This window comes from Haliea sp., from assembly GCF_040221975.1.
Taxonomy (GTDB): domain Bacteria; phylum Pseudomonadota; class Gammaproteobacteria; order Pseudomonadales; family Halieaceae; genus Haliea.
In genome coordinates this window covers 110,798-129,088 of sequence record NZ_JAVJWR010000007.1, presented here as the reverse complement: position 1 = coordinate 129,088, position 18,291 = coordinate 110,798, and the positions used below count along the sequence as shown (strand labels likewise).

The following is an 18,291-nucleotide window of genomic DNA, read 5'->3' as shown; positions in this document are numbered from 1 at the left end:
CTCTGTGCCTCGGGGTTTTCTATGTCTACGGCAGTGCCGTTACACAGGCGATGACCTTTGCGGTCACACCCGGTAAAGCGGGGCGGGCCCTCGCCAGGCTTTAATCCCCAACCCCGAGGTGCTCTGTGCCTCGGGGTTTTTTTGTGAGCTCGAATATGCTTCAGAACCGGATGGTTCGTGTCGTGCGTGATCCAGAGCTATAAGCAGACGGCTATGAGCAGATTAAAGCGAAATCTTGCGATCTTTTTTATCCTGGCCGTGGCGATTTTGGGTTCCCTGACAATGGTAACCCTGGTGATAGCCAGGCAGGAGCTCGACAACAACCAGCTGTCCATGCAGAGCACCGCGCGTCTTCTGGTGATGGAAAACCTGGTAACGACGCTGTTCGAGTCGGAATCCAGTCAACGAGCCTATACTGTCACCGGTCAGCCGTTTTTTCTAGACGAGCACTGGCTGCAAAGGCGCCAGCTAGAACAGTACCTGACCCAGCTGCTGGAAGCCGAAATGCCCGCTGGGCAGCGTCGCGATGTTGAGCATCTGGCAGACCTCGTACGCCAGCGCACGGCTATCATGGACAGGCTTATCGAGACCGCGAACACGCAGGGGCAGGAAGCGGTAATTGCAGAAATCGCTGGCGGCGAGGGGAAGCGATCGATGGACGCCATCCGCGCAGCCTCTGCCCGGCTGACTGATGCTGAGCGCCGGCGGATGAGCGGTCGAAGCGCCACCGCCAATCGGCACCTTATACAGCTGTTGACCATGGTGCCGATGGCATCGGCGGTGAGCCTCCTGCTGTTTATTATCGCTATTGCATTCACCCTGGCGGCGCTGCGCCGCAATAAAGAACTGGTGGATGAGCTCACGGAGACTGGCAGTGATATCCGGTTGATCAACCAACTCAGCAGCAGTCTGCAATCCTCGGATAGCCGCGAAGACGCCGCGCAAATCCTCAATCACTACATGGTTGAACTTTTTCCCGACAAGGCCGGCGCTCTCTACCTCATGCGTGCCTCCCGCAACATGCTGGAACTCACCACCGCCTGGAACGCAAGTGATGTCGCGATGCCGCTCGCGATTGCTCCGGCAGACTGCTGGGCCCTGAGGCTGGGGAGAACCTACGAAGCCGCCAGCCCCAATGACCTGCGCTGCCATCACAACACAGACTCCAGCACCGCCTACCTTTGCGTTCCCTTGATGGCACAGGGCGATATTATCGGCATGATACATTTCAGGGATCACTCGATGGAGGATATCAAACCCCTGGCCCAGTTCACGGCAACGCACATTGGCGCCGCGCTTGCCGGCATCTCGTTGCGAGAGACCCTGCGACAGCAGAGTATCAAGGACCCGCTGACCGGACTATTTAACCGACGCTACCTGGAAGAGACCCTGGAGCGGGAAATGCACCGGGCCAAGCGCAACAACAGTCCGCTAAGCCTGGTGATGCTGGACATCGATCATTTCAAGCAGTTCAACGATCGTTACGGCCACCCCGCGGGCGACCTGCTCCTGAAGGAATTCGGCAACAATCTCAGAGCCCACGTTCGCGGCCAGGATATCGCCTGTCGCTATGGCGGCGAGGAGTTCATTCTGGTACTGCCGGACGCGACCGCCGCACAGGCGCATGAGCGCGCGGAAACCATACGCCAGAGCCTGGTATCGCTGACGGTCGATTACCAGGGTGTGCGATTGCCTGCTATCACCGCATCCTTCGGGGTTGCGGCCTATCCTGTCGACGGAGACGACTGGGAGTCGCTGCAGCGCCTGGCCGACAGGGCGCTTTACTACGCCAAGGCAAACGGTCGGGATCAGGTGGCGACCGCCACAGACACCATCGAGCAAGACAGCCGGGTCGTAAACCAGTGAAGTTACGAGCGGCATCTTTTTTGCAGCCGTGTCATGTACCATATGCGGACGCGCACATTGAAAGCAGGCGGCAGAAAAACGATGATCGACCAGGTAATGCTCAATTGAGGTGTCGGCTGGGCCCGGATAACGAGCAACAAGCCGGTCCGGTCAGGCCAGATAAGGTATGAATATGTCGGGGAGTGCAACCTCCAAGCGACTGACCGCTGGCTATGCCTGCCTGATCTACGGCATTGGCGCGACAGCCTGGATTCTGTTGTCCAGCTATGTCCTCGCCGAGTTTACTGCGGATGCCGCGATCCTGAACCGGCTTGAAATGGCGAAAGGCCTGGGGTTTGTGGCTGTTACCAGCTTTCTTCTCTATACCATCCTGAGGAGCTTCGAGGCCGGCCTCACCGATGCTCCAACCGGCGGCCGGGGAATACTGGCAGTCATCGCTGCGTTGATTCTCCTTGTGCCCCTGGTCGGCTATGGCATTCTCCGCCTTGCCTCGGCGTCTCTAGAGCGAGATGTCTATGCCGACCTGCGGGCTATTTCCGAGTTGCAACGTGGTGGCATCAACTTGTGGAAGGCTGAGCGCGAACGTGATCTGGCCGTGCTGGCGACCGACCCGGGATTTATCGCCGACGCCGCCGCCTTGCTGGCAGGTAAGGCTCCGGAGGCCGGCTCAAGAGTCCAACGTCGTATTGAAAATGTGGTCACCAATTACGGCTACCGCGGCATCACCCTTGTGGGCCGAGGACTCAAGCCAATAACCAGTCCGGGCCCCACCGCCGTCACGGCCGGTGACCTGCAGGCATTGTCCCTCAACGGACAGAAGCTGGGAGCATCAACCAGACAAGTGCTGTACCTTGAGGAGGCCAGTGGCCAACTACGCCAGGTTTTTACCCATCCACTCCTGGCCGAGGGAGGCGAACTGCTGGGTTTCCTGATTGCCAGCGCCTCGCCCCAGAATTCTGTATTCGGCACGCTTGGTAATTTGCGGGGTCCTCACGAAACCGCGGAAATCCTGCTTGTTCGACTGCAGAATGGCACGGTCCTTACGGGTCATATCACCCAGAAAGGCTCAGGCGGAGAGCCGGAGCAGGTAGAAGCGGTATCCGGGGATGACCTGGCACGATCCGTTGTCCATGCAGCCTCTCCTGAAGGGTCGCTCACCGCAAGAGATCATCACGGCAACGAAGTCCTGGCAGTCTACCAGCCCTTCGGCGATTCCGGCTGGCAGCTGGTCGCAAAACTGGATCGGAAGGAAGCGCTGGCTCCGGCCAGGCAGCTGGCGAAAAGTATCACCGCCGTGCTCTTGATCGCGCTGCTGGCCGTCATTGCCATGCTGGTCTTGCTGTGGCTACAGCAGCGACGTATCTACCAGTTGGCTGTGGTTGCCAAAGAAACCGAGGCCCTGAGACAACTGCGCGAGCAGGAAGTCTCCTATCGGCAGATGTTCGATAGCAATCCCCATCCCATGTGGATAGATGACCGTTCCTCCCTGGCGTTTCTCGCCTTCAATGAAGCCGCGATAGCGAAATATGGCTATTCCCGCGATGAATTTCTGTCGATGACCGCCAGGGATATTCTTCCGCCGGAGGAAATTGCCCGTCTGGAAGATCTCATGCCTAAGGCCGACGACGATCCGGCTTTGGAGGCTTTATTGCGGCACAATGCGTTATGGCGACACCGCAAGAAAGACGGCACCGAGATTATGGTAGAGGTTTCGTCAAACCCCCTGCAGTTTGAGGGAAGAGACGCCAACCTGGTTCTTGCCTATGACGTGACGGAACGGGAGCGCTCCCGGGCGAGAATACAGGAATCCGAGCGCTTCGCCTTTGCCACCATCGATTCAATGCCGGGGCATATCTCGGTACTGGATGAAACGGGAACCATAATTGCCACCAATTCCCGGTGGCGGGATTTCGGCCTCGAACAGGGCGCCCGGCTGCGCGATGTCGACCGGGGCGCAAATTATCTCGAGGTCTGCCGGCACGCGGCGGGGGGGGAGGACGACAGTGACGCCAAGGCGGTGCTGGCGGGCTTGATGGCGGTGATCACCGGCGAGAAGCAGCATTTCCGCCATGAATACCCCTGTTTTACGCCCTCGGAAAATCTTTGGTTCGCAGTGCACTTTACGCGTTTCCCCGACGATGGCGAGGTCCGGGTGGTCGCATTTCACGAGGATATTACCGCCCGCCGCCTGGCCGAGGACGACCTTCGCGAACTCAACCACTACTATTCCGCGCTCAGCGCCATCAACAGCGCGATCATCCGCATTCGCGACCCCGAGGTGATGATTGATGAGGTCTGCAACACAGTCTGCACGCATACCGAGCTGATGCTGGTGACAGCCAGGAGGCTTGAGGGGAGGATGCTGAAAGGCACAGGCGCTGTTTACGGTCGCGGGGCCGAGTTTGTTGACGAACCGGTGAATGAATATGGAGAAGTGGATGTTGAGCACAGCCTGCTACCCTGCGCGCAGGCGATCAGGGAGCAGCGCGCGATTGTCATCAACGATTTCACTGATCATGAACTCGCGACCCTGTGGGAGTCTGCGGACGAAAGACATGGCATAAAAGCCGCTCTTATCTGCCCGGTCATCAGGCGGGATGGTGCCTGGGGCATACTCGAGTTCTACGCTGGGCAGAGCGGTTTTTTCAAGGCAGAGCTGGTGCGTCTGATTCAGGAAATTACCGCCGACCTCGCCTACGGCCTGGACATGATCGAGGTAGAAGAGCGTCGGCGCGACATGGAGGCCGAGCTGCTGCTGAATGCAGAGATTATCGCCTCGAGTCATGAAGGCATGTTTATCACAGACCAGGATAATCGCTTTACCATGGTCAACCCGTCGCTGTGCGCCATCACCGGATATGAAAGATCCGAATTGCTGGGTAAAACGCCACGGATCCTGAGTTCTGGTCATCACGACCGCGATTTCTACCAGGAATTGTGGGGCACATTGCTCCGCACGGATCGCTGGGAAGGCGAGGTCTGGGATCGGCGCAAGGACGGCGAGGTGTTTCCGGTTTGGCTTTCCATAACGCGAGCACAAGAGAGCGCCACCGGCGCGTACCATCATATCGCGATCTATAGGGACATTACCGAGCGCAAGCAACATGAAAACTACGTCGAGCACATAGCAACCCACGATATTCTCACTGATTTGCCCAATCGCGCGGTTCTGCAGGAGCGACTCGAGCTGATGCTTGCCCAGGCGGCAAGGGCGGGAAATCAGCTGGCGCTGCTGTTTGTTGACCTCGATCACTTCAAATTGATCAACGACACCCTTGGCCATGGGATCGGTGATCAGTTGCTGAAAATGATCGGCGCGCGAATCTCGAAGCGGCTGCGAGAGTCCGACTCCGTGTGCCGGATCGGTGGAGATGAATTTGTCGTGCTGCTGAGCGACATCCAGTCCAGGGAAAACGTGGGCGTTGTTGCGGAAAAGATCTTGCATGAGATTTCGCAGCCCTGCCTCGTTGATGAGCATAGCCTTGTTGTCACGGCCAGCATCGGCATCGCCATCTATCCGCAACACGGAAACACTGTGACGGGGCTCATGCACATAGCCGATGTAGCGATGTTGGCGGCCAAGCGGAGCGGTCAGGACCGCTACCATTTCTATTCCGGTGAGTTGGGAGAGGATGCCGGTGAGCACCTCGCCATGCTGAACGCGCTGCGCGCGGCCGTTCAGAACGAGGAGCTGTTCCTCGCATACCAGCCGCAAATTGATCTTCAAAGCGGGCGACTGGTCGGTCATGAGGCCCTGGCCCGCTGGGAGCATCCGGAGTACGGCCTTGTTCCTCCCGTGCGTTTCATTCCCATTGCCGAAGACAGCGGGCTCATCATTCCTCTGGGTGACTGGATCATGAAAGAGGCCTGCCGCCAGAACCAGCAGTGGCGGGAGCGAGGCCTTGCCGATGTGCCGGTGTCGGTCAATGTTTCCGTCCTGCAGTTCCGGCAGGATAACTTTGTCCAGCGTGTGCAGGCGGTGCTCGCAGAAACAGGCCTGCCGCCGGACCGGCTGGAGCTGGAAGTCACGGAAAGCTTGCTCATCGTCAGCACTGAGCAATCGCTGAAGAAGGTCGCCGAGCTGCAGAAAATTGGCCTCAAGGTGGCTATCGATGATTTTGGCACCGGCTATTCGAGCATGGCCTATCTCCGCCAGCTCTCGCCAAATCGACTCAAGATTGACAAGTCCTTTGTCGACGACGTGCCGCATCAATCCGATGCTGTTGCCATCGTGCGTGCCATTGTCAGTCTGGCCGCGGCAGTAGGCATTGAGACCATCGCCGAGGGCGTGGAAACCGAGGAGCAGGCGGACTTCCTGCAGAGTCTCTGGTGCGCGCAGGGACAAGGATATCTTTACAGCAAGCCTGTCCCCGCCAGCGAGTTTGAATCCTGGCTGGTCAGTTGGCAGTCTCGGCACTAGCGGTAAGCGGCCGGGCACAAAATCGTGCGTTCAAGAGGTGATTGACGGTGGCAAAATCCAAGGCGAATAGGAAAGGCGTGCAGAAAATCGAGACCGGGTTCCGCGGCTTTGACGCGATGACTCTCGGCGGCCTGCCGAGGGGCCGAGTGTCGGTGATCAGAGGCGGTGCGGGCACCGGCAAAACACTGTTTGCGATGCAGACCCTCTGTCACTGGCTGAGCGACACTAGCCGGGTCGGCATATTTGTTTCATTTGAGGAGGGCCGCAACAATATCGAGTCCAATTTTGCCGTCTTTGACTGGTGGCAGGCACCCTTCTCCAAGGACCGCCTGCTGCTGGTCGACGCCCGCTGGCGGACCGATGTAATCCAGAGCGGCAGCTTTGATCTCTCCGGACTGCTGGCCGCGGTGGAGGGAGTCATCGGGCAGAATCAGGCCAACTTTCTGGTGCTGGACGGTATCGACGTGTTGCTCAACATGATGCCCGACCCGCTGGATGCCCGCCGGGAGTTGCTGCGCCTGCAGCACTGGACGGAGGCGCTCGCTCTCACCACCCTGGTCACGATGAAAGGTCATGCCCCGCTGGAGGGGCAGTCCGGCAGGGGCTTCCTGGAGGACCTCGCCACCTATATGGCGGACTGTGTGCTGGAGCTGGACAGGGACAGTTTTCACGGCATCGCCTACCGGACGCTGTATATACAGAAGTACCGCGGCTCCGGCCATACCCAGAACAAGGTGCCCTACACCATTGGAGACCAGGGGATAGAAATTGTGCCGGCCGATGCCAGCGCCGGGGGCTTCAAGGTCTACACCCAGCGCGTCTCCACGGGGATGGCGGATCTGGACGAGATGCTTGGCGGTGGCATTTTCCGCGGCAGTACAACGCTGGTGACCGGCGCTCCGGGAACCACCAAGACCACTTTTGCCTCGGGGGTGGCCGCCAGTGCGAGCCAGCGCGGCGAAAAAGTACTTTATATCTGCTTTGACGAGGCGCCCGAAGAGATTGTGCGCAACATGAAGTCCGTCAACATTCATTTGGCAGATGCGGTGAAGAACCACACCCTGCACATGGAGGGTTTTGTCGCGCGCTCCTCGGGCCCCGACCTGCTGGCCGGCCGAACGCGGCAATTGCTGAAAGAATTCCAGCCGCGGTTCCTGATTTTGGATCCAGTCTCCGCTTTCACGGCGATTGGCAGTGAAGAGCTCGGCTACAGCGCGATACGGCTTATTACTCACGAGGCCAAACAACGGGGCGTCACCGTTATCCTGACGAGCCTGCTCGATGATGTCGAGCAGAACAAGGAAAAGTCCAAGGCGCATATCTCCACACTGGCTGACAACTGGATTCACCTGTCCTATGTCGCCAATGCCGGCGAACGCAACCGCGCCCTCACCATTGTAAAGTCCAGGGGCACGGCCCACTCGAATCAAGTGCGGGAGCTGATCCTCAGTAGCGATGGGATCTGGCTCAAGCCTGTATACACCGAAAAAGGTGAGGTGTTGATGGGTGCGATGCGCTGGCAGCGGGAGGAGGAAGACCGGCAGCAGGAGCGGCGCGAGCGCCTGGAAAGTGAAAGACGCTATCGGTCCGCCAGCAGGGAGATGACGGATATCCAGTCCCAGATCCGCGAGCTGGAAACCGCTCTCGAGAAGCGCCGCCATGACCTGGAGAGTTTCGAGCTGGAGGTTGGACTGACCGGTGAGGAAGAGAAGTCCCGTCGCCAGGCGCTGGCACATATCCGTACCTCCCGATCCTCAAAGCAGAGCGCTTCGCCCAAAACCAGGACCAATAGCAGGAAGAAAGCGCCTGCAGCGAAAAAGGGAGGAAAGTGAGGTGGTGGCGGAAACAGAGGACCGGCAGAACCGACCGCCCCCCGTGATCCTTAAGTTTTATGTGGCGGGAGACGGCGGTTTTACCCGGCAGGCTGTCGCCAACCTGGATAACCTGGTCGCCCTGTTGCCGCAGGAAATCGAGGTAATCCAGGAGATAATCGATGTGACGCAGAATCCTGCGGTGGCGCTTGAACTGGGAATCTTCTCTACTCCCACACTGATTGTGTCGTCGGCGAAGCAGAATCTTCGGTTCGTTGGTGATTTGAGCGATGCCCGGAAAGTCATCCGGATTATTGCGCCAGAAAGTGACCGGGCGTGATCTGGAGTTTTCGGTTTTTTGGGCCTTTGTGTAAAGAGGGAGATCCCACGGCACACACACTCGCTTGTGGTAATATGATCCATGCTTGAAATTTCCCCCAATCTGTCTGTTCCACTGGAGCAAATCGAACTGTCGGCGATTCGCGCCCAGGGCAGTGGCGGACAGAATGTCAACAAGGTATCTACTGCGATTCACCTGCGTTTTGATTCCTCTGCATCGTCGTTGCCGCCAGAGTGCATTGCGGCGATACTGGCGCGTCGGGACAGTCGTATTTCCGCCGAAGGCGTGATCACCATCAAGGCGCAAAGATTTCGCAGCCAGGTCAAGAATCGGGAAGATGCACTGCGCCGGCTGGCGGAGCTGATCAATGCGTGCTGCCGGCCGCGCAAGCAGAGGCGTGCAACGCGGCCGACGCTGGCTTCCAGGCGCCGGCGCCTGGAAGACAAGACACGGCGCAGCAGCGTCAAGGCACACAGGCGCCAGCCCAGGGGCAACCAGCTTTAACATGAGTCACGTCGCGCCGCGGTGCTGATGGTGCGGACAAACCCGGGAGCAGAGCGCGGGATGGGGCAGCCAGCTATAGCGCCAGGTGACAGCCGCGATCTCTCCCTGCAGGCGGCAGTGGTTATCCTGCTTATCTGCAGCCTGCTGATGGGCCTGGGCGGGCTGGTCCTGGAGTTGTTCTCCCATTTCGAGATACCACCCTGGCTGACGCTGCGCTTCGAAGGCACCATCGCCATCTCCCTCACCGGAGCCTGCATGACCGCCGCAATGCTCGACAGTCGCCGCGGTCGGCAGATTGCCGGGGGCATGATGTTGCTGTTCGCAGGTTACAATCTTGGCCACAACCTGCTGGATGCCACGGACAATCAATCGCTGCTGACGGGGCATGCCCGCCTGCCCAGTGTGCCCTCGGCGATGATAATGATGGTGGCAATAAGTTGCCTGGCGGGAATGCACACTCCTCGGCAGAGATTGTTGTGGAATATAACCGCCATTTTCGCCCTGCTGACTGGGGCAGCCCTGGCGGCGGCGTACCTGGATCCTGCGAGGCGTTGGGTGGCACTCGCGAGCTCCCAGTTCATGCCCCTGGGTGCGCTTTTTTGCGTGGTGCTTGCCAGCGGCACGCTGGTGATCGCCAATTATCCACTGCGCCCGGTTGTGCGTCTGCGGCGCAATGCCGTGGCGATGGCCCTGATGGGGGCAATATTCAGCATGAGCTGGTGGTTTCTGGGCAGCTGGGTGCAACACGACGAGAGGCTACAGGCCGCGGATGCCGCACTTGGCAACTACTCCCTGGCGCTAATGCATGAGCTGGAGTCGCAAACAAAGCTGATGCAGCGCATGTCCGGTCGCTGGGAAACAGTGGGAGAGCTGCCCTCAGGGCCCCTCGCGGAGCAGGATATTGGCAGCTATTTCCGCGATATTCCCAATCTGCGTGGATTCCTGTTCCTTGATGAGAGCGGCGACAGCTGGAGTCGCTCCCGCGACACCGGTACTCAGCGCTGGCTGGGAAATGCCCTGCAGCGTCCTCTGGTAGCTGCCTGGCTGGAGGAATTCCGAAAGTCGGGCGAGCCGGTAGCCTGGGAGTTCCCGGATTCCGATCACCCGCAGCTCGCTCTGCTGGGGGTCAGTCCGGGTACAGGGGCCAAACAGCGGCTGATCACCGTGGTCGATTTCACGATTCTGGCCGATCTGGAGTTGCAGCAGGATGCAGGTGAGTTTGCGCTCGCGATCGTACGCGGTGATGCCACGATTGCCCGCCCCGGCGGCGCCGACTTCGCCGCTGGAAGCCAGTACATCAACATCAGCTCGGAAATCAGCCTGCCCCCCGGACAGGATGGACTGACCCTGGTCGCCTCAGCCGGTGCGCCTCGGCTGAACACGCTGAGCGGCCTGTTGCCCATGGGGGGCGGTTTGTTTGGCCTGCTGTTGACCTACCACCTGGTGATAGGGCGGGGCCTGCTTGACCAGCTCAACCAGCAGACAGCCGCTCTTCGCAACAGTGAGCAGCGATTCCGGTCCCTGTTCTCGCAGAATCCGGATGCGGTGTTTGCGCTCAACACGGATGGCACCTATGCCAGCCTCAATCCATTGACCCAGGCCGTCCTGGGAGTGGCCGAAAGCGACATGCTGGGGCGTGGATTCATGGAGGTGCTGTCCGCGGAGTCGGTGTCGGAAGCGGACAGCAGGAAGTCCCTGGCGGCTTTCCGCCACGCTCTCGATGGGCGGCCGCAGGCCCTCGCCATCGCCTTCAGCCCCCAGGACCAGGATGAGGCGAGGTACTTCGATGTGTCGCTGTTGCCAATCGTGGTCGATGGCCGGGTCGAGGGGGTTTTTGGTATCGCCAAGGATACCACCCAGAGAGCGGCGGACGAGGAGCGTTTGCGGGTCCTCGAACGCAGCCTTGAGGCCAGCAGCAATGCAGTCATTGTGGTTGATGCGCGCCGCAGAGGCTATCCGGTAGTGTATGTAAATCCGGCCTTTACCAGGGTTCTTGGGTATCCGGCGGACGCCGCTCTGGGCAGCGATGGTACCGTCTTCCTGACGGGTGAATATGTCAGTCAGGAAGATCGGAACGCAATCACCCTTGCCCTGGAGACCGGCAACAGCCTGACCCTGACTCTGCGCAACCAGCGCCGCGATGGCTCTCCGTTCTGGAATCAGCTGTCTTTCTCTCCGGTGTTTGACGCCAGCCAGGAGTTGACCCACTTTGTCGGGATCCTCAACGATATCTCGGAGCGCAAGGAGCAGGAGAGCCGGCTCGCCTACCAGGCGACCCACGATGCCCTCACCGGCCTGGGCAACCGCGCGTTGTTCAACGATCGGCTCGAACATGACTTCTCCCTTGCTCGCCGGCGGTGCAACCTGCTCGCGGTGCTGTTCATAGATCTTGATGAATTCAAGCCGATCAACGACACCCTGGGCCACAAGGTCGGCGATGAGCTGCTGGTGAGCGTCACCGGTCGCCTGAGTGCTACCCTGCGCCCGAGTGACACCCTGGCAAGGCTGGGGGGCGATGAGTTTGTATTGCTGCTGCCGGATCTCAAAACCGGCAATGAAGCGCAGGAGGTCGCCGAGCGCCTGCTGGCTGAGCTGGCCCGCCCGCACCGGGTTGCAGGACAGGAGTTGCACATCTCCGCAAGCATAGGAATAGCAGTGATTACTGCTGACATGCGGGACCCGGAAAAACTGGTGCAACAGGCGGACATCGCCATGTACCAGGCCAAGCAGGCGGGCCGCAATACCTATCAACTGTTCACCGGTGATATGGATCAGCGGCTTTCCGAGCGGCTGACCATGCGCAACGAATTGCAGGAGGCCATGGACAATGATCGGTTGGAGGTCCATTACCAGCCACTGTTGAACGGCTCGGGCTGTCTCGAGGGGCTGGAGGCACTGCTGCGCTGGAACCGGCCTGGTGAAGGCGCTGTATCGCCGTCGGTTTTCATTCCCCTTGCGGAGGAAACTGGCCAGATCATACAGCTCAGCCGCTGGGTGCTGGAGCGCGCCTGCCGGGATGCGGGAACCCTGCTGCAGCAGGGGCTGTTGCAGGGCAAGCTGGCGGTAAATGTGTCGCCGATGCAGTTCCATCGCGAGAGTTTCCTGCCCATCCTCGACTCGGTCCTGCGCCAGACCGGCCTCGGCCCGCGGTATCTGGAACTGGAACTGACCGAGGGTGTGTTGATGCGGGACACGGATGGTGCAATTGCGATCCTGGAGGCGCTGACGGCGCTGGGTGTGGGCACGGTGATAGATGACTTCGGCACCGGGTTTTCCAGTCTCAGCTACATCCGCACGCTACCCGTGCACAAGATCAAGATCGATGGCAGCTTTGTTCGCGGTGTCATCGACAACGCCAAGGACGCCGCAGTATGCAAGGGTGTCATTGCCATGGCGCGGGAGCTGGGTCTGCAGGTGGTGGCAGAGGGCGTCGAGACCTCCGCCCAGTATGCCTACCTGAAGGGCCACGGCTGTGAGGTCTTCCAGGGGTATCTCATTGCCCGCCCGATGCCGTTGGCGGCGGTGACGGTATGGCTGCGCGAGCGCCCGGAGCTGTTCGGTTAGGGCGTCAGGGGCTGTCCCTGGCGACCTGGGCGCGCTCTATCAGGTACTGGCGAATGTTTTCGGACTGCTGCTCGCTGAGTACGCCGGCAAACCCCACCATGCCGTTCTGCCAGTGGGCGCCACCGCGAACAATGCTGTCCCAGCGCGCATGTGTCTCCGCAGTCATGGCGCGCAGGTCAGGCGTGGCGCCGCCGCTGACCGCACCATCACCGTGGCAGAATACACAGAAGGCCAGGTAGTTGCGCTGGCCGTCGAGGATATCTTCGCTGCTGGCGGTGAGTTCCGGCGGGTCGAACACCAGGTCGGCTGCCACGGTGGTCCCGGGCAGTTGACGGTCAGCGCCCAACCTGAACACCAGCAGCCGGCTCCGGTTGGGAATCGGTCCGGCTTTGAGGGCCTCGCCGCCCACCAGGGCGAGGGCACCGCCCCAGCCTGCAACCACGGCGACATACTGTTCTCCGTCCAGGCGATAGGTGACTGGAGCAGCGACTACCCCGGTCTGGGCATCGAAGCGCCACAGTTCCTCGCCGCTGTCAGCGCGGTAAGCGACAAAATGGCCCTCGGAGTTGCCCTGGAACAGCAGGTTGCCGGCAGTGGACAGCATGCCGCCGTTCCAGGGGCCCACATGCTGGACTTCCCAGCGGGGCTCCGCGGCCACCGGATCCCAGGCAACGATTGCGCCCTTGACCAGGTCCAGGATCGCGGCCTTGGTCTCCGGATCATCGGGCATGGCCGCGGGCAGGGCATCGGTGCCGGTATTCCAGTAGCCCGGCCGGTACTCGAACTCCGTATCCCCGGCGAAGACATAGGGCACATCCTGCTTTGGGATGTAGACCAGGCCGGTGTCCGGGCTATAGCTCATTGGATGCCAGTTGTGGCCGCCGATCGGCCCCGGCAGATGCAGGCCAGTGTCGCCTTCCTCGTAGCGCGCCGCCGTATTCTCCACCGGCCTGCCGGTTTTCATGTCGACATGGGTAGCCCAGGTGACCCCGGCGTAGGGTTCCGCGGACAGCAGTTCCCCATCGCTCCGATCCAGAACGTAGAAGAAACCGTTCTTCGGCGCCTGCATGATCACCTTGCGCTGGCGCCCTTCGAACTCAATGTCGGCCAGGATCATGTGCTGGGTGGCGGTATAGTCCCAGCTGTCACCTGGCGTGGTCTGGTAGTGCCAGACATAGCTGCCATCATCGGGCTTCAGGGCCACAATCGAGGACAGGTACAGATTGTCGCCGCCGTCGGGGCTGCGGATCTGGCGATTCCACGGAGCACCGTTGCCAACGCCGATGTACAGCAGGTCCAGTTCGGGGTCGTAGGCCATGGAGTCCCAGACTGTGCCGCCGCCACCGATTTCCCACCAGGGGCCGCCACCCCAGGTCGCGGCGGCGGTCTCCATGGCCTCGTTCTCGAAACCGGCTTCCGGGTTGCCGGGAACGGTGTGGAAGCGCCAAACGAGCTCGCCGCTGTGCAGGTCGTAGGCGGAGACATAGCCCCGCACACCGAGTTCACCGCCACCGTTGCCGATGATCGCCCGTCCCTTGACAATACGCGGGGCTCCGGTGATGGAGTAGGGACGGCTGCGATCGGTGGTCTGGGTCTCCCAGAGCAGCTTGCCGCTGGCGGCGTCAAGGGCTATCAGCCTGCCGTCCAGAGTGCCGGAGATGATTTTGCCGTCGGCGTGGGCTACACCCCGGTTGACCACGTCGCAGCACAGGTGCACGGCCCACTCACGTGGGACCTTCGGGTCGTGGAACCAGAGCAACTCGCCGCTGCGGGCATCGTGGGCAAACACCATGCTCCAGGACGCTGTGGTATAAATGACGCCGTCGACGACCAGTGGCGTCGCTTCCATGCCGCGATGGGTCGGGTAATCGAAATACCAGTCCAGCCCCAGGTCCGACACATTGCCGCTATTGATATCCTGTAGTGTGCTGAAGCGGGTTTCCGCGGTATCGCCGCCGTGCTGGCGCCATTCCACATCTGCAGCTGCGCTTGCAGCGGCAGCTGGCGCCATCGTTGCTGTGTCGGATGAGGTATTGCCACTACCGACTTGGTGGTCACAAGCGGTCAGCAGCAGGACGCTGAGTAGCGCAGGCAGGAGCAATTTGGGGTACATGGGAGGTTCCTTATTATTGATAGCATTAAAGTCTAGAGCATTGTCGCGGCAGGGGGGAAGCACTCTGATGCATGGCAGCGGACCGCATGCGGTCGCGAAAGCGGTTGCGCTGAGCACGCTGGTTAAGGCCCTCGTGCTGTTCACCCTGCTGTTACCAGGTCAGGCAGCTGCCGTGGACCCGTCGCGGTTCCAGCGCCTGGTGGCTAGCCTGGAGGGGGCCGAGCCCGCCAGTCGCAGTCGCTTTGCGCGCGCCGCCCTGCTGCAGATGGCGGAGGTCCATCTCGCTGAAGCCGGGCTGGCACGCAACCAGTCCGCGCAGAGCATGGAGCGCGAACGCCTGCTCGGCTGGGCCCGGGCGGTGGAAGTCTACGCTGGCCAACTGCTGGAGTTGCACGACCGGATCGAGCAGGGGGCCCCGGTTGTGCTGTTGCCCGAGCTGCTTGCGCATGCGGGTATTCTGGTGGCAGGGCGCAGCACGGTTATCAGTCATCCGCGCGGAGACCAGCAGCAGGCGCTGGAACAGGCCATTCTGCAAGCCTTTTGCGAGCAGGAGGACTGTCTGCAGCTGTTGGCTGCCGAGGTCGAGCGTGCGCCCGGGCCCATTCTCGAGAGCCCTTCCGGCATACCGCCAAGCTGGAGTTTTTCCCGCTCGGGGCCCGTGTGCGAGCAGCGTGGGTTGCAAATAGAGTTTCCGGCAGGTGGGGGCGGTGCGGGAAATCTCGCGCAGTATCGCTCTTTGTGTCAGCAACTGTTCTCGGAGCTGCAGTTGCTGATCGCTGATTTGCGCAGCCAGCTGCGGCAGGGCGTAGTACCCGACTGGAGCGCCCTGGCCATCAGCGCCACCCCGCACCGGCCCGAACACGGCATTCGCCTCAACCGCGCGGGGGACAGTCTGTTGCTCGCGGTTCCCCTGCTGCACAGCACTCCCGCGTTGCTGCCGCGCCTCCTCCCCTGGCTGCGTTCGCTGGCGGAAACTGGCGAAGCGCCCGGTCTGGTGCTGCAGGCGCGCGAGCTGGGCTGGGCGAATTAGCGGCGAACTCCCGAACGCGATATCATCCGGCAACCAAATTCATGAACAGATGCTTGGCGGTAGCTTGCAAAACGGCGCAGACCTGGTGATAGCATGATTGAGATAGTCAAGATTAATACCTCGGATCTTGAGCTGGGCATGTATGTTTCGGGCCTGGACAGGCCGTGGTTGGAAACACCTTTTCTACTGCAGGGGTTTCGCATCGAGACCGCAGAAGATCTTGGCACCCTGCGCAGGTTCTGCCAGTTTGTCTTTATCGATACCGAAAAGAGCTCGCAGCAGGAGCATGCCCTGAGGCGCAAGGTCCGTACCCAGCGGCCGCGCATTCCCAGGCAGACGATGTTTCCCACGCGCCAACTCAAGACCTATACGGACAGCGCCGACTGGGCAGAGGAGTTCCCCCGCGCTGAAACCGCGGTCGCGGAACTGTCGTCGGGCATAGAGGAGATCTTCCAGCAGGCCGCGGGTGGTGCTGCCCTGGATGTAGTGCGGGTGAAGCGCTCGGTTGAACCCATGATTGACAGTATCTCCCGCAACCCGGACGCCTGTATCTGGCTCGCGCGCCTGAAGCAGCAGGATCACTATACCTACCAGCATTCCCTGGGTGCCTCTGTCTGGGCGGTGGCCCTGGGCCGTCAGCTGGGGTTGCCGCGCTCCGACCTGCGCTCGCTGGCGATAGGTGGCCTGTTGTTCGATGTCGGCAAGTTGCGCGTGGATCCCGAGCTGTTGGGTGCCGAGCGCCAGCTGACCCCGGAGGAACTCCAGCAGGTGCGCAACCACGTTATTCATGGCGTGGAAATGATCGGTGCGACCGGACTCATGAATACCGATGTGATTGCCATGGTCACACACCACCACGAGCGCCACAACGGCTCTGGCTATCCCCAGGGCCTGCGCGGTGACGAGATTCCGATTTTTGCCAGGATTGCGGCGATAGTGGATTGTTATGATGCCATCACCAGCCACCGGCCCTACGCACGGGCAATCTCTCCCTGTACGGCGATCAAGATGCTCTATAACGCCAAGGACCTGGATTTTCAGGCCGAGCTGGTGGAGGAATTCATTCAGGCGGTGGGAATATACCCGGCGGGTACCCTGGTGGAGCTGTCATCCGGTGAAGTGGCGGTGGTGGTCGCGGAGTACAGAACCCGACGCCTCCGCCCCAGGGTCATGGTCCTGCTGGATGCGGACAAGCAGCCGCTGACCAGCATGCGAACCGTTGACTTGCTGCACGAGACCGAGGATGCCAGCGGCCGGCCACTGGATATTATCCAGGCGCTGGAGGCTGACGCCTACGGCATCGACATGACCAGCATCCGTCTGTGAGCGGCCCGGCAAGGTGACTGAATCCGTGGTAGTGCTCGATAGAGCGGGCTTCATCGCAGCGCTGGACATATCTGTTACCCAGGCCCGCGGGGCGGGCGACCATCTGGGGCTGCTGCTGATTGACCTCAGCAACCTGCGGCTGATCAACCACCGCCACGGCTACGGGATTGGTGATCTGCTGTTGGCGGAAGCGGGGCGGCAGCTGCTGGCTACCAGCAAGCTGCCGGATACCGTCTTCCGTATTGGCGGCCATACCTTTGCCTTTATCCTGCCGCAGCTGAATACGCCGGCATTCATCGCCCTTGCCATGAACCGGGTCCAGCGCCTGCTGGATGGGGCGCTGTATATCGACGAAGAGATCCTGCCGGTGCAGCTGCGAATCGGCCTCGCGGTCAATCTGCATGGGAAACACTCGTCGCTGGTTACCCTGGCCCGCGCCGAGGCCAGCCTGGCGCAGGTCAAGCAGGGCAATGCCCTGGAAATCGACGCCATGATTGGCGAGGACGACGACGCCCGGGAGGACACGGCCTTCGAGCAGCATTTTTCCGAGGCCCTCTATGACAATGCTTTTGACCTGCATTTCCAGCCCAAGGTCGACCTGCGAACGGGGCGGGTGTGCAGCGCCGAGGCCCTGCTTCGCTGGCACCTGCCGGGCCATGGCGCGGTATCACCTGAGCGCGTGGTACAACTGGCCGAAGCCTCCGGTCAAACCTATGAACTGACGCGATGGGTAGTGAACCGGGCGTTGCGCGCCATGCGCGAATGGCGGGATACCGTCGCCTTGCCTGTGGCGGTGAACATTCCCGCCGGCCTGGTGAACAGCCCGGATCTCGCCAACATGCTGAGTGGGGCTCTCTCCATCTGGGGCGTGGAGCCGTCGATGCTGACACTGGAGGTTACCGAGGGCGCTGTGATCGAGGACAAGGAGGCGGGTTTCAATAATCTGCTGCACCTGCGTGAACTGGGCATGGGCCTGTCTATCGATGATTTCGGGACGGGTTACTCGTCACTCTCCTATTTCGAGCATATCCCGGCGACCGAGATCAAGATTGACCAGTCATTCGTTCGCCGTATCCTTGGCGACAGCAGGGATCGGGCGCTGGTGGGCATTATTGTCGACATTGCTCATCTGTTTGATTTCGCTGTGGTGGCCGAGGGAGTGGAAGACAATCAGACCCTGGAGTATCTGCGCGACCTGGGTTGCGATATCGTGCAGGGGTATCTGTACTCCCGGCCGCTGCCAGAGGGCGAGCTGCTGGCCTGGCTGCGGCAGTGCGATGGACGGCCCGGGATCGCGGCCAACTGACCAATACTTTT

At 60.8% G+C, this 18,291-nt stretch carries 10 protein-coding genes; 9 read left to right on the top strand and 1 reads right to left on the bottom strand.

The genetic code is table 11. The features are described from left to right. Positions 1–213 precede the first annotated feature (213 nt). The 6 genes from RLO07_RS02290 (at position 214) to RLO07_RS02265 (ending at position 12,505) form a co-directional block, all read left to right on the top strand. On the top strand, positions 214–1,866 hold the full coding sequence (locus RLO07_RS02290; RefSeq protein ID WP_462290516.1) for a diguanylate cyclase: 1,653 nt from the start codon (positions 214–216) through the stop codon (positions 1,864–1,866). Positions 1,867–2,038: 172 nt separating this feature from the next. Then, positions 2,039–6,286, top strand: coding sequence for a bifunctional diguanylate cyclase/phosphodiesterase (locus RLO07_RS02285; protein WP_462290515.1), 4,248 nt, complete (start codon positions 2,039–2,041; stop codon positions 6,284–6,286). Positions 6,287–6,333: 47 nt separating this feature from the next. After that, positions 6,334–8,118 (top strand): circadian clock protein KaiC, encoded by a 1,785-nt coding sequence (gene kaiC / locus RLO07_RS02280; RefSeq protein WP_462290514.1) that lies wholly within the window; start codon positions 6,334–6,336, stop codon positions 8,116–8,118. A 4-nt stretch (positions 8,119–8,122) separates the two neighbouring features. Further along, positions 8,123–8,437, top strand: coding sequence for a circadian clock KaiB family protein (locus RLO07_RS02275; protein WP_462290513.1), 315 nt, complete (start codon positions 8,123–8,125; stop codon positions 8,435–8,437). An 81-nt stretch (positions 8,438–8,518) separates the two neighbouring features. Next, complete coding sequence (gene arfB / locus RLO07_RS02270; protein ID WP_462290512.1) at positions 8,519–8,941, top strand: alternative ribosome rescue aminoacyl-tRNA hydrolase ArfB; 423 nt, start codon at positions 8,519–8,521, stop codon at positions 8,939–8,941. Positions 8,942–9,001: 60 nt separating this feature from the next. Next, the gene (locus RLO07_RS02265) at positions 9,002–12,505 is read left to right on the top strand and encodes a putative bifunctional diguanylate cyclase/phosphodiesterase (protein ID WP_462290511.1); all 3,504 of its coding nucleotides are present in this window, start codon (positions 9,002–9,004) and stop codon (positions 12,503–12,505) included. A 4-nt stretch (positions 12,506–12,509) separates the two neighbouring features. Here the strand turns inward: RLO07_RS02265 and RLO07_RS02260 are convergent, their stop codons facing one another. Further along, on the bottom strand, positions 12,510–14,618 hold the full coding sequence (locus tag RLO07_RS02260) for a PQQ-dependent dehydrogenase, methanol/ethanol family (RefSeq protein WP_462290510.1): 2,109 nt from the start codon (positions 14,616–14,618) through the stop codon (positions 12,510–12,512). Positions 14,619–14,685: 67 nt separating this feature from the next. Here RLO07_RS02260 and RLO07_RS02255 point away from each other — a divergent pair, with 67 nt between their 5' ends. The 3 genes from RLO07_RS02255 (at position 14,686) to RLO07_RS02245 (ending at position 18,280) form a co-directional block, all read left to right on the top strand. After that, positions 14,686–15,648, top strand: a complete 963-nt coding sequence (locus RLO07_RS02255; RefSeq protein WP_462290509.1) for a hypothetical protein — start codon at positions 14,686–14,688, stop codon at positions 15,646–15,648. A 93-nt stretch (positions 15,649–15,741) separates the two neighbouring features. Continuing rightward, positions 15,742–16,974, top strand: a complete 1,233-nt coding sequence (locus tag RLO07_RS02250) for an HD-GYP domain-containing protein (RefSeq protein ID WP_462290508.1) — start codon at positions 15,742–15,744, stop codon at positions 16,972–16,974. A gap of 25 nt (positions 16,975–16,999) precedes the next feature. Next, complete coding sequence (locus tag RLO07_RS02245; RefSeq protein ID WP_462290507.1) at positions 17,000–18,280, top strand: putative bifunctional diguanylate cyclase/phosphodiesterase; 1,281 nt, start codon at positions 17,000–17,002, stop codon at positions 18,278–18,280. The last annotated feature ends 11 nt before the right edge of the window (positions 18,281–18,291 follow it).

Bases quoted from the DNA above. Each gene is read 5' to 3' on its own strand.
- RLO07_RS02290 (WP_462290516.1), top strand. From the start codon at position 214: ATGAGCAGATTAAAGCGAAATCTTGCGATCTTTTTTATCCTGGCCGTG.
- RLO07_RS02285 (WP_462290515.1), top strand. From the start codon at position 2,039: ATGTCGGGGAGTGCAACCTCCAAGCGACTGACCGCTGGCTATGCCTGC.
- arfB (WP_462290512.1), top strand. From the start codon at position 8,519: ATGCTTGAAATTTCCCCCAATCTGTCTGTTCCACTGGAGCAAATCGAA.
- RLO07_RS02265 (WP_462290511.1), top strand. From the start codon at position 9,002: ATGGGGCAGCCAGCTATAGCGCCAGGTGACAGCCGCGATCTCTCCCTG.
- RLO07_RS02260 (WP_462290510.1), bottom strand. From the start codon at position 14,618: ATGTACCCCAAATTGCTCCTGCCTGCGCTACTCAGCGTCCTGCTGCTG.
- RLO07_RS02255 (WP_462290509.1), top strand. From the start codon at position 14,686: ATGCATGGCAGCGGACCGCATGCGGTCGCGAAAGCGGTTGCGCTGAGC.
- RLO07_RS02250 (WP_462290508.1), top strand. From the start codon at position 15,742: ATGATTGAGATAGTCAAGATTAATACCTCGGATCTTGAGCTGGGCATG.